The organism is Secundilactobacillus similis DSM 23365 = JCM 2765, from assembly GCF_001311075.1.
Taxonomy (GTDB): domain Bacteria; phylum Bacillota; class Bacilli; order Lactobacillales; family Lactobacillaceae; genus Secundilactobacillus; species Secundilactobacillus similis.
Genome location: NZ_BBAD01000096.1, coordinates 1 through 11,580 on the forward strand (window position 1 = coordinate 1; position 11,580 = coordinate 11,580).

Below are 11,580 nucleotides of genomic sequence, written 5' to 3' on the forward strand. Positions count from 1 at the left end.
CTTCACATAAGGCGGCTTATCCCAAGTAACCCACATTCACCGCGGTACTTCCACATTCCGTTATTTTTTGATTGTGAACTTGTCCAAAAAAGAAGTGGTATAGGTCGCAGATTGGCTTTAATTGGGGAAAGAAATTTTGTGAAATTTACTGGTATTACTCCTAGACCATTCCCTTAAATTCAACTGTCTCATTCTTTGTATTAACCAAAAATTTGCCAACACTTCCCCGATACTTCACTGATACTTTAAATGAATACTTGTAATTTACTCGAGTGTATCGAATACTACTAATTCTTCCTGATACCCTTGACTACGCAAAACTCTCTTCACTTGATCTCTCTGCTGATTTGTAATTCTTGCAGAACTCCGATAGATTGTCTTCTTAACGATCACATCTTGATTCAATGGAACAATGTAATCCTTACATTCCAACAATTCCACCAACTTCTTTTTTTCTTTGGAATTTGACTTGACGGGTTACGGTTTTCCATTCAGTTTAGAGGGAGTGACGTTTTGAGCGCAGAATTGTTCCCTGGAAACAGCTATTTGGAATAACTGAACCAGAGTACAATTCTACTACTAAAAGTTTCCCCTTAGTTCGTCGGTCGTTAACGCCCGTCGCTTGTCTGTACAATTGCGGTATTGCTACCACCACTCATTATAAACCTACGTTTTCGGTTTAGCCTACTAAAAAAACGCCCTAGTAGGCGTTGATGATACGTATTTATATTTGTTCGATCACCAACTAATCAGTGGCACCAAGCCGAAGCTTCGTTTTACCACCCGCGCCGTTAATGGTCGCGCTCACCATTCACCACCCAGCCGTACAGATGACCTTGTTGTGGTATAGCCAGACTTATTGAAGTCGCACTGGCAAACGTGTCCCCTTGGATTTAGACCCCAGCTTGTCCCCTAGGGCTTTAAAAATCGCACCGGCCATGATATAATAGTCATTAAACTAGATGACTTTTATGTGGCGCTCACCGATTCCCGTCGGTGGGTGTTTTTTTATGTTCTATTTTATGAATTAACCATACCACTATTCAGCTTGTTTATAAACAAAAATCGCAAAAATAACAAAAGTAATTTGTAACAAGTTTCATGTAATTTGATACTTGTAATTTGTATCTTTATATTTACGTTGAATTGCTATGCTCGTTGCATTACAATGACTATGAACTAATAAGTTCAAGTCTGGAGGATCCTGTATGACCACATCGATCACGATAGGAAACTTTAAAGGTGGAGTTGGAAAAACAACAACTTGTGTAACCTTTTCTTATCTATTAAATAAAGCCCATAGAAAAACCTTATTAATTGATTTTGATCCACAAGGAAATGCTAGTGAAATTATAGAAAAAACATTTCCTGTATTCAAACAAAAAAATTCCAAAAGTTTAACTGATGGTATTAAGAATCTGGATTTATCTGAGTCCATTGCACACGTCACAGATTACCTTGATCTGATGCCTAGTGATTGGAGCTTATCTTTGCTTCCTGATATGCTTGAAGATTATAAGAAAAGTGACCGACCACTATTTTTAAAAACTTTGCTAACAAAAATTAGAAATGATTATGATTATATTTTAATAGACGTTCCGCCAACGCTATCAGCATATACAAATAATGCCGTTTTAGCCTCAGATTACGTAATTATGGTTATGCAGACTCAAGAGCAATCTTACTCAAGTTCTTTAAAATTTGTAAGCTATCTTCAAGGGCTTAGAAAAGACTATGACAAATCATTTGATTTGCTTGGCATTATTGCCTATCTGGTTAAAAAAGACGGACCTGTCGATCATGAAGTGTTGAAAGCCGCTAATCAAGCCTTTGGAAAAGCCCTATTTCATGGGAACGTATTTCAAAGAGAACGTGTTAAACGTTTCGGAAAAAGTGGAATTAAAGATGAGGATATGTGGGACAAAAGGGCTTTATATATGTATCAAGTAGTATTAGATGAAGCTCTATCACGAATTAATCTGTTGGAGGAGTAGAATATGCCGGAAAAGAAAAGTCTTTTAGATCAGATTGATGCAGAGAGTCAATTAAAAGATGGCGACTCTCCTTTTAAACGAAAAGAAAAAACAAAACCATTACGAGTTAGAGAATCATTTTACAATGATATTCGAAAAATTGCCTTCGAAGAAAATACAAAAATGGTTGAGATTTTAGATGACATAATAAAGCGTGGGCTTCGAAGCTATAAAAAGAGTCACCCAGATACAGATTACAAGTAACTTGTAATCTGCAACTTGTATCTTGTAACTTGTAATAAGTAACTTGCAATTTTAATTTAACCTGAACAAAATACGCTTACGACTCAAATTCAGGCTTTGGAATCCAGCGATGCTAACAAAGAAAAAAGTAAATAATTACGCGCTCTCAGACAACACGTTCACCTTTTAGATGTATACTTGTCCGTTTAAATTAAGCAGAATGCACACAAAAAAGTCCTCTATTATGCGGAATAGAGGGCTTTTCTGAAATCAGTACATACAGGCTTTGCTTAGGAGCGTTGCTTGTGTCCATTTAGGACATAGTAGATTGTAAAATTAATCCGAACGCTGTTCGGACAAAAAAGATCAGCTTCCTTTAAAATGGTGTTTACCACAAACCCATCTTTTAGGAGCTGATCTTTTGTCTAGTATAACCTATTCCGAACGAATTAAAATCGAAACCTTTTGTGAACTAGGGCTGTCCAATATCCAAATGGGCGTTCGGCTGAACCGATCACCGTCAACAATTTCTTATGAATTATCTCGATGTCAACCTTATCAGGCTGAATTAGCACAAACAGATGCCGAATACAAGCGATCACGATGTGGTCGGAAAACTAAGCTGAGCGATGAGTTAAAGCAAACAATTCTCAACCATTTACATCTAAGCTGGTCACCAGGAATGATTGCTCAAGAATTTAAACTAGCTACTAAATCTATTTATAATTGGCTAAATCAGGGGAGAATTGGTTTCTCCTTGAATGATCTACCTGAACATGGCGTACGCCAACGGCGTAACGTTGACCAACGATCCAAATATAATCAATCTTTGGGGCGATCGATTGAACAGCGTCCATGATGATTAATCAACGTAATCGCATCGGTGATTTTGAACTAGATACCGTCGTTGGCCCTCGTGGGCATAGTAAGGCAGTTTTATTAACTTTAATCGATCGCAAATCACGGTTCCTTTGGGCATATCGGTTAAAGGACCGAACGACAGCGAGTGTTAATGAAGCACTGACTAAGTTCCTAACAACTTTTAATGGACCGGTGCACAGTTTTACTGTGGACCGTGGTACTGAGTTTAGTGGGCTAGTATCATTTGAATCACAATATGGTATTAAGACCTATTACTGTCATGCTTATACGCCAGCTGAACGTGGTAGTAATGAACGCTTTAATCGGAATTTACGTTATTTTTATCCTAAGGGGACTCGTTTTGAGCACATTAGTGCTCAAGATTTAACGACGACGTTACTCCAAATTAACCAGAGACCGCTTAAAATACTTGACTGGAAAACACCGTATCAGGTTATGCTGACCAATTTGTCCAAAAATTCGGATTAAATTTGCAATCTACCACATACACAATCTACCAAATATCCTTTTTCATGATCTTTCACCTGTTTTAGATTTTAGAAGTATCACTTGGTTTCTCAATTAACTTAAACCGTCGCTGCTGCGTGCGTTTACTAATCCCCGTCTTTCGTTCAATCATCTTGTAGGTCATGCCTTGTTTTCGCAGCTCATAAGCAAATCTGATTTGTTCATCAGAATACGTTTCGGTCGCCCTTCCCGAAACAACGGATCATGTTGCTTGGCATACAATTTACCTTCTTGTGTACGCGTGACAATCATATCGCGTTCAAACTGCGCAAAGGCGCTAAATATTGTAAAGACTAATTGGCCAGTCGGCGTATTGTCAATTAAGCCCATATTCAAAATGTTGACTTTGACATTTTCTTTAAACAACTCTTGGATAATGGCTAATGCCTCGCGCGTGTTCCGCGCAAACCGATCCAGCTTAGTGACAATCAAAGTATCGCCTGTTTTTAGAACGCGCAACAGTTTTTGAAACTCCGGTCGTTCGGTAGTTGTGCCGGTAAACTTTTCTTGAAAGATTTTTTCTGCTCCTGCCAATTTTAGTACCTCAATTTGATTTGCTAATTTTTGATCAGTGGTACTGACCCGCGCATAGCCATATTTCATCTTTTTATCTCCTTACTTATGTCATTAAGTAATGACACGGTTCTAACCCTTTAATTATACAGTATCAAAAAAGAGGCCACAACTGTTGAGTTGTGTCGCTTTTTAAGGTGCGCCCGGCATGGGCAGTAACTAGGCGGTGTAAGTCCGCTGTGAGCCGTAGTGGCCGGTATCACGAGTCGAAGACAAGGGCGTCTATCGTGAGGTAGAATCTGAAGGAAGTCCTAGACGAAACATCGAATCGATGAACAAGAAGTGGCTAAAAGGCTGGAAACGGTGGGATGAGATTACCTAACAAATCGAAGTCCCTGACCACTCGAAACCGTCACAGTAAAGCCAACGGTTTGATGCGAAAGCTACTGCTCTTACCCGGGGAGGTCTGTCATGGTAGTTCTCTCAAGCTGGAAGTTATTTCTGGCAGGAACAGGCTCAATAGTAATGTTGAGTTGTCCATGACAGAAGTCAGCCGAGGCCATAGTAGCCAGTAATGGTGAGGGGCTGAACAACAATAATTTTGATTCATCCTGGAGGTGGAAACAATGCGACAATCGCAGAAAACAGAAAATAAAGCTGACTACCTGCGGAGAGTAACCCTGGAAGCTCACTATAAAAAATGACTAGATATTGTAAAAAAGCAGCGGGATAATATGAGATTTAAGTAGCCAAAAGCCTGATAAAACGGGCTTTTTTGTTTGCCGTTGATTTGAAAGTTTAGGTATCTTTTTCTCCCAATTTTGTATAGAAATTTGGCCGATTGAGCAATAATAAGCAATGATTATCAAATTATGGTACCAAAATTGGTACTGCAAAAAGGCCGCCGGGACATATGGACTTCCTTTTATGGATTTGAATAAGTTATTTTCAAAACGAAATATCGATCCAAGTTTGAAGTTGGTTAATCTATCGGCTTAAAAAACTAATCATGGAAGAATGTGATTATTCAGTATGATCTAAAATAGATGCTGCTATTTTATTTCAAAATAAAGCTTGACGCTTACATAGATATGGGTCTATATTATAGATATAGATGCGCGTCTATGTTTACAAAATACGATGTTTCTTGCGGTGATTGAAGCAAGTTGAGTTGAGGAAATGCAGTTGCGGAGTTTGCAACTAAGTTCCCTAAAATCACCACGAAAGCGGTCATAATCATTCATTTTGGCAACACTGATTAGCAAGAAGTATCTGCTTGTTGAATATTTTCTGCTAAACAGGATTGGCTTTCTGTTGTTGATTAAGCCAAAACCAAAAGTAGCAAGTTCAGTCTGTATCACTGTAACATCAATGTTTATTATTAGCGTATTTAACTAATAGATTACCTTAATTATGGAATAGGAGCTTACAAATGGACTATCAAAAGTATGTTCAAATGCTGAAAGCAATGGCCGATCCAAATCGCTTAAAAATTATTGATCTGCTTTCCTGTGGTTCTTTGTGTGCTTGTGATATTTTAGAGCACTTCGACTTTTCACAGCCGACTTTATCCCACCATATGAAAGTTTTGCAAAATGCTGGTATTGTTGCGGCACGCAAGGAAGGTAAGTGGCAGCATTATACGTTACGCCCCGATTTTATGCTGACCTTTAAGCAGGATACGGCGCAATTATTATCAAGTGATGATCACTGTATTTGCCACGATGACGGCTGTGTTGATTGTGAAGAATGTGCTTCAGGAAAGGTTGTTATGACAAATGAAAAAAATTGAATTATTTGAACCAGCAATGTGCTGCTCGACTGGGGTTTGTGGTCCGTCCGTTGATCAAAATCTCTTAATGATCACGTCTGCCTTTGATGCTTTACAAGGTGTTAAAACGATTGAAGCTGACCGTTACAATTTAAGTAATAATCCTGATGTTTTTAGTGAACGAGCCGATATTTTAGCGGCCATCAAGGATGATGCTGACGCTGTTTTACCGATCACCGTGGTTGACGGCCAGATCGTTAAAACGGGCGCGTACCCAACGATCGATGAATTATCTGACTATACTGGGCTAGTTTTCGTGCCAGCTGAGCAAACAGGCGGTTGCTGTGGCGGTGATGGTGGCTGTTGCTAAATTTTACTAAAGGTAAGAGATGGCGCGGCCATTTCTTTTGAATTATATATAGATAAATATCTATGTGACTGAGGAGGATATCAATGCAGGACTATCAACCACAAAACGCTAATTTAACTCATTATTTGTTTTTTACCGGTAAAGGTGGCGTTGGTAAAACAACGACGGCCAGTGCAACCGCCATTAATTTGGCTGATGCTGGTAATCAAGTGATGCTCGTTTCAACTGACCCAGCTAGTAATTTACAGGATGTTTTCAATACAGCATTAACCAATAAACCGCAAGCAATCAATGGTGTATCAGGGTTGTTTGCCGCCAATTTTGATCCTGTGACCGCAGCTGGTGAGTATCGGGAAAGTGTTGTTGGCCCTTATCGCGGCGTATTGCCGGATGCTGCTGTTAAAAATATGGAAGAACAGCTATCCGGTTCCTGTACGGTCGAGATCGCGGCATTCAATGAATTTGCCAACTTTTTAACTGATCCGGCGGTTGACCAGCGCTTTGATTATATTATTTTTGACACGGCGCCAACTGGTCATGCCTTGCGCATGCTACAGCTACCGTCAGCGTGGAATAATTATTTAGATGAAAATGATCGCGGTGCTTCTTGCTTAGGCCAATTAGCCGGTATGGGTGATAAAAAAGCAATTTATGCAAAAGCGGTAGCAACGTTAAGCAATGGGGACTTGACCACATTAATGTTGGTGACGCGGCCACAAAAAGCCTCATTACTTGAAGCAGCACGAGCAGCACAAGAACTAGCCGCGATCGGCATGACTAATCAGCAGTTGATCATTAATGGCACGCTTAAAACACCGACGGATCACGCTTCGCAGGCTATTTTTGCGCAACAACAGGCTGATCTACAACAAATGCCGGCTGTATTAAAAAAATTTGCTCAGTATGAAGTGCCGTTACGCGCCTACAACGTTACCGGCTTAAATAAATTACACCTGGTGTTACAGGCAACACAACCCGCATTAGCTACCTATCCGCCGCTGATCAATAACTATCCCAACTTAGATACGATCGTTGCTGATCTGATCAAGACGGATAAAAAGATTATTTTTACCATGGGCAAAGGGGGCGTCGGTAAAACAACGGTTGCGGTGCAGATCACGCAGAAATTAGTGGCCCAACATAAAACCGTTCATCTAGCCACCACTGATCCGGCCGATCATCTAGATTTCTTTAAAACAGCTGATCCGGCAGTTACGATCAGCCATATTGACGAGCAGCAGGTATTGAAAGATTATCAAGCTGAAGTACTGGCAACGGCTCGCCAAACCATGAAAGCGGCTGACGTTGATTATGTCGCCGAAGATCTCCGTTCACCATGTACGCAAGAAATTGCGGTTTTCCGCGCTTTTGCTAATATTGTGGCGCAAAACGACAGTGACGTGGTGGTGATCGATACGGCGCCAACTGGGCACACGTTGTTACTATTAGATTCCACTCAAAGCTATGCACAGGAAGTTAAGCGCACAGCCGGTGACGTGCCACAAGCAATTATTGATCTATTGCCACGGTTGCAAGATCCCCAACAAACCGAGATCGTGATGGTGACTTTACCGGAAACAACGCCAGTCTACGAATCAATGCGGCTCAATGAAGATTTAAACCGGGCGCAAATTGCCCATACATGGTGGTTGGTCAATCAAAGCATGCTGGCTACACAAACCACGCATCCGTGTTTACAAGCACGGGCACAAAATGAAGTTGAATGGATCGAAAAAGTCAAAGACGTTTCGGCCAATCATTTTGCAGTGGAACAGTGGCAACCAGATTTTGAACAAACGCTATTAACGATTTAAATAAAGATATCAATTGATCAGGGTAGCGATACCCTGATTTTGGTAGTTGGGAGGAATTATGCAAGTCTTTTTTGCTGTTTTTATATTTTTACTCACGTTATTATTCGTCATTTGGCAACCTAAGGGGCTATCAATAGGCTGGACCGCAATTGGTGGGGCAGTACTTGCACTGCTATTTCGGGTCGTCACATTTAAAGATGTGGGTACCGTTACTGGGATCGTTTGGAACGCCACTTTGTCGTTTGTTGCCATTATTTTGATCTCATTGATTTTAGATGAGATCGGCTTTTTCGAGTGGGCCGCTTTACATATGGCACGACTGGCTAAAGGCAATGGTGTACGTATGTTCATTTTGATCGTTATTTTAGGTGCGATCGTGGCGGCACTTTTTGCCAACGATGGGGCGGCATTGATTTTAACGCCGATCGTTCTGGCAATGGTGCGAGCCCTACATTTTGATGAAAAAAAGGTTTTCCCATTTATTATTGCCAGTGGCTTTATTGCCGATGCGACTTCGTTACCATTAGTTGTTAGTAATCTAGTCAATATTGTTTCCGCTGACTTTTTCGGCATTACATTTTCCGAGTATGCCCTAAGAATGTGGATCCCTGATCTTTTTTCACTGATCGCCAGCATCAGTATCTTATATTTGTATTTCCGCAAGGCCTTACCCAAACATTATGATGCAGATCAGGTTGCTGAACCAAAATCTGCAATCAAAGATCAACGATTATTTAAGTTCTCTTGGGTCGTGTTAGCGGCGTTATTGATCGGTTATTTTAGCAGTAGTTTTCTAAACATTCCCGTTTCGTTTATTGCACTTACGATTGCCGCAATTTTCTTGTTGGTTGGTCAACAAAGTCATCACGTTGATACTAAGGCAGTCATTAAAGGAGCACCGTGGAACATCGTCTTCTTTTCAATCGGAATGTATGTGGTGGTTTATGGCCTACAAAATGTTGGCTTGACAACATTACTTGCTGGTGTTATCGCCAAAATGGCAACTGGTAGCCGGTTTGTGGCGACCATGGGAATGGGTTATTTGGCAGCGTTCCTGTCATCAGCGATGAATAATATGCCAACGGTAATGATCAATGCTTTATCGATCAAGGGCGCTAATGTATCAGGGTTAATGCACCAAACGTTAGTTTATGCAAATATTATTGGTTCTGATCTAGGACCAAAGATCACACCAATCGGTTCGCTGGCGACGTTAGTGTGGTTACATGTTTTGGCGCAAAAAAACGTAAAAATTGCTTGGGGTACTTATTTTAAAATTGGGATCACGATCACGATTCCAGTCCTATTCATTACATTATGTGGTTTATGGTTATCGCTAAGTCTTTTTGGTTGAGAAAGGATGACTTGCTATGATGCAAACTGAGTATGCACAACAAGATTCATTAGCTAATAGATTAAACATAGTCGATGCTTTAGTGAAACAGGCCACGAAAGCTGAAATAGAATCAATTTCTGCTGTTTACCTGATTCAAGCCAACCAAGAAATTAATTTGCTTGAATTAAAATACAGTAGTGAATTAACAATACAACAGAACTTGTATAAGGTAAAAATAGCCTTTTTGCAAATAAATCACTTGATTTTAAATAATCTAGCGGTCAGCTATTTTCGTGATTATACACAAATAGAAAAGGAATTTGAACATTTTCATCGTCTAATATGCGAGGTGAAAGACGATTAAAATTGAAATATTTGAAGAGGCGATGTGTTGTGAAACTGGTGTTTGTGGTCCCAGTGTAAAGAAAGAATTGATTCAGACTACCGCAATTCAACGTCATGTTAATGCAGATGGTGAAAATATAATCATACGCAGAAATCTTACACAAAATCCGGACGCCTTTGTTCGTAATCATCAAATAAATGACCTATTAAAAAAATATGGAATCACTGTATTACCAATTACTATGGTTAACGGTATAATTTTTAAACAAAGAGATTATCCAACCTTCCAAGAGTTTTCAGATTATCTACATCAGGATTTAAGTCGTGCATTTGTTCGCTAACAACGGTGAAAGGAATTAATTAAATGGCAAATGAAACGGAAAAATTATTAATTATCGGCGGCAGTGACGCCGGAATTTCGGCGGCCTTAAAGGCTAAAGAACTTAAACCTGAATTAAAAGTTCAGATATTATTAGCAGATGAGTACCCAAATTTATCAATTTGTGGAATACCTTATGCAGTCAGCGGAGAAGTGCCGGATTGGCACTTGCTAGCTCATCGTAATTTACAAGAATTGACTTCGACTGGTATTGAATTTCAAATGAACATGATTGCAGATAAAATTGAACCGCAACGACATGAAGTCGTAGCACATGCGCTTACAGGCGAATTAAAAACTTATCATTATGACCACTTGGTTGTAGCAACAGGGGCTAGACCAAAACTATCGGGTATTAAAGGTGTGGACCTGGCGCAAGCTCAACAGCAAGATAGTAAAGTTCGTATTTTGCATACAATGGCAGATTACTTTGCGATTGAAAGAAATATAGCTACAGATAGTGTTCGGAAGGTCGCAATTGTTGGGTCTGGTTATATCGGAATCGAAATGGCGGAGGCTTTAAGAAAACGGCATTTAGACGTCACTATTTTTCAACGAGGTTCAGAAATACTTTCCACGGTTGATGCTGATTTAGGCCGAATTATTCATCAAAAGTTGTCTGCTAATGCCGTCAATGTTATTACTGGTTTAACCGTTTCAGAAATTAATGAAACTGGTAGCAACGTGGAAGTTGTTGGCTTAAATGATCATCAAAAGACACAATCTTCTACGTATGATTTAGTCTTAATCGTTGTTGGTGTTCAACCAAATAATGAGCTACTGGTCAAGGTAGGTGCTGAAACTGGAATTGCCGGGGCCATCGAGGTTGATCAATATATGCAGACCTCATTACCTGATATATGGGCGGCCGGCGATTTGGTGGAAACAAGACATCATTTATTAGGTGAAACCTACTTGCCATTAGGTACGACTGCACATAAACAAGGAAGAATTGCTGGTTTTAATATTGCTGGAATTCAACGTGCCTTTAAAGGTAGCCTGGGGACACAAGTTTTAAAGGCATTTGATTTAGTTGTTGTACGGACAGGGTTATTGACAAGTGAGGCTATCCAGGCAGGGTTTAATCCTTTCACGGTAACAACTGATGTTGATGACCATAAGGCTTATTTTCCCGGTGCTCAAAAAATTAAGATCAGAATTACTGGTGATCAAAAAAGTGGCCGGCTTTTAGGCGTGCAGTTAATTGGTCATTACGGTAGTGAAGTTGCTAAACGCAGTGATATTTTTGCTACGGCAATTTTTAATGATATGACAGTAGCCGAAATTAGCGACCTAGACTTATCCTATTCACCACCAGTTGGATCACCTTGGGATGCAGTACAAATCGCAGCACAGAACTGGGAACAACAGAATGCGAAACGCTAAGGAATTAATTTATAACTGAAGGAACAACTTCACTTCATTATTAATTAAGCTTTCTACTCCT

General features: G+C 39.9%; 9 protein-coding genes and 2 pseudogenes. 10 read left to right on the forward strand and 1 reads right to left on the reverse strand.

The window, feature by feature from the left end; genetic code table 11:
* Nucleotides 1-1,208 precede the first annotated feature (1,208 nt).
* The 3 genes and pseudogenes from JCM2765_RS14535 to JCM2765_RS14545 all read left to right on the forward strand — a co-directional run bounded on the left by JCM2765_RS14535 (nt 1,209) and on the right by JCM2765_RS14545 (nt 3,566).
* Nucleotides 1,209-1,994, forward strand: a complete 786-nt coding sequence (locus JCM2765_RS14535) for a ParA family protein (RefSeq protein ID WP_011669002.1) — start codon at nt 1,209-1,211, stop codon at nt 1,992-1,994.
* A gap of 3 nt (nt 1,995-1,997) precedes the next feature.
* Complete coding sequence (locus tag JCM2765_RS14540; RefSeq protein ID WP_011669001.1) at nt 1,998-2,237, forward strand: hypothetical protein; 240 nt, start codon at nt 1,998-2,000, stop codon at nt 2,235-2,237.
* A gap of 400 nt (nt 2,238-2,637) precedes the next feature.
* Nucleotides 2,638-3,566, forward strand: a pseudogene (locus tag JCM2765_RS14545) (IS30 family transposase).
* Nucleotides 3,567-3,627: 61 nt separating this feature from the next.
* On the opposite strand, the pseudogene JCM2765_RS14550 reads toward JCM2765_RS14545, so the two are convergent.
* Nucleotides 3,628-4,208 (reverse strand): annotated as a pseudogene (locus JCM2765_RS14550) (recombinase family protein).
* A gap of 1,342 nt (nt 4,209-5,550) precedes the next feature.
* Here JCM2765_RS14550 and JCM2765_RS14555 point away from each other — a divergent pair.
* The 7 genes from JCM2765_RS14555 to JCM2765_RS14585 all read left to right on the forward strand — a co-directional run bounded on the left by JCM2765_RS14555 (nt 5,551) and on the right by JCM2765_RS14585 (nt 11,519).
* On the forward strand, nt 5,551-5,910 hold the full coding sequence (locus JCM2765_RS14555; RefSeq protein WP_011222020.1) for an ArsR/SmtB family transcription factor: 360 nt from the start codon (nt 5,551-5,553) through the stop codon (nt 5,908-5,910).
* Complete coding sequence (gene arsD, locus JCM2765_RS14560; RefSeq protein WP_011222021.1) at nt 5,897-6,259, forward strand: arsenite efflux transporter metallochaperone ArsD; 363 nt, start codon at nt 5,897-5,899, stop codon at nt 6,257-6,259. The genes JCM2765_RS14555 and arsD (JCM2765_RS14560) overlap by 14 nt, the downstream gene beginning before the upstream one ends.
* Nucleotides 6,260-6,342: 83 nt before the next feature.
* A complete protein-coding gene (gene arsA, locus JCM2765_RS14565; protein WP_054737349.1) occupies nt 6,343-8,073 on the forward strand; it encodes an arsenical pump-driving ATPase in 1,731 nt (576 codons plus the stop codon).
* Between the two features lie 58 nt (nt 8,074-8,131).
* Entirely contained in the window at nt 8,132-9,427 is a 1,296-nt protein-coding gene (locus JCM2765_RS14570; RefSeq protein ID WP_054737350.1) for an arsenic transporter, read from the forward strand.
* Nucleotides 9,428-9,443: 16 nt separating this feature from the next.
* Complete coding sequence (locus JCM2765_RS14575) at nt 9,444-9,773, forward strand: hypothetical protein (RefSeq protein WP_003678453.1); 330 nt, start codon at nt 9,444-9,446, stop codon at nt 9,771-9,773.
* A 7-nt stretch (nt 9,774-9,780) separates the two neighbouring features.
* Nucleotides 9,781-10,095: an arsenite efflux transporter metallochaperone ArsD gene (gene arsD, locus JCM2765_RS14580; protein ID WP_225352117.1), complete on the forward strand. Its 315-nt coding sequence runs from the start codon at nt 9,781-9,783 to the stop codon at nt 10,093-10,095.
* A 23-nt stretch (nt 10,096-10,118) separates the two neighbouring features.
* The gene (locus JCM2765_RS14585; RefSeq protein ID WP_054737352.1) at nt 10,119-11,519 is read left to right on the forward strand and encodes an FAD-dependent oxidoreductase; all 1,401 of its coding nucleotides are present in this window, start codon (nt 10,119-10,121) and stop codon (nt 11,517-11,519) included.
* Nucleotides 11,520-11,580: the final 61 nt, after the last annotated feature.

Coding starts and splice junctions, on each gene's coding strand:
- JCM2765_RS14535 (WP_011669002.1), top strand. CDS start 1,209: ATGACCACATCGATCACGATAGGAAACTTTAAAGGTGGAGTTGGAAAA.
- JCM2765_RS14540 (WP_011669001.1), top strand. CDS start 1,998: ATGCCGGAAAAGAAAAGTCTTTTAGATCAGATTGATGCAGAGAGTCAA.
- JCM2765_RS14555 (WP_011222020.1), top strand. CDS start 5,551: ATGGACTATCAAAAGTATGTTCAAATGCTGAAAGCAATGGCCGATCCA.
- arsD (WP_011222021.1), top strand. CDS start 5,897: ATGAAAAAAATTGAATTATTTGAACCAGCAATGTGCTGCTCGACTGGG.
- arsA (WP_054737349.1), top strand. CDS start 6,343: ATGCAGGACTATCAACCACAAAACGCTAATTTAACTCATTATTTGTTT.
- JCM2765_RS14570 (WP_054737350.1), top strand. CDS start 8,132: ATGCAAGTCTTTTTTGCTGTTTTTATATTTTTACTCACGTTATTATTC.
- JCM2765_RS14575 (WP_003678453.1), top strand. CDS start 9,444: ATGATGCAAACTGAGTATGCACAACAAGATTCATTAGCTAATAGATTA.
- JCM2765_RS14585 (WP_054737352.1), top strand. CDS start 10,119: ATGGCAAATGAAACGGAAAAATTATTAATTATCGGCGGCAGTGACGCC.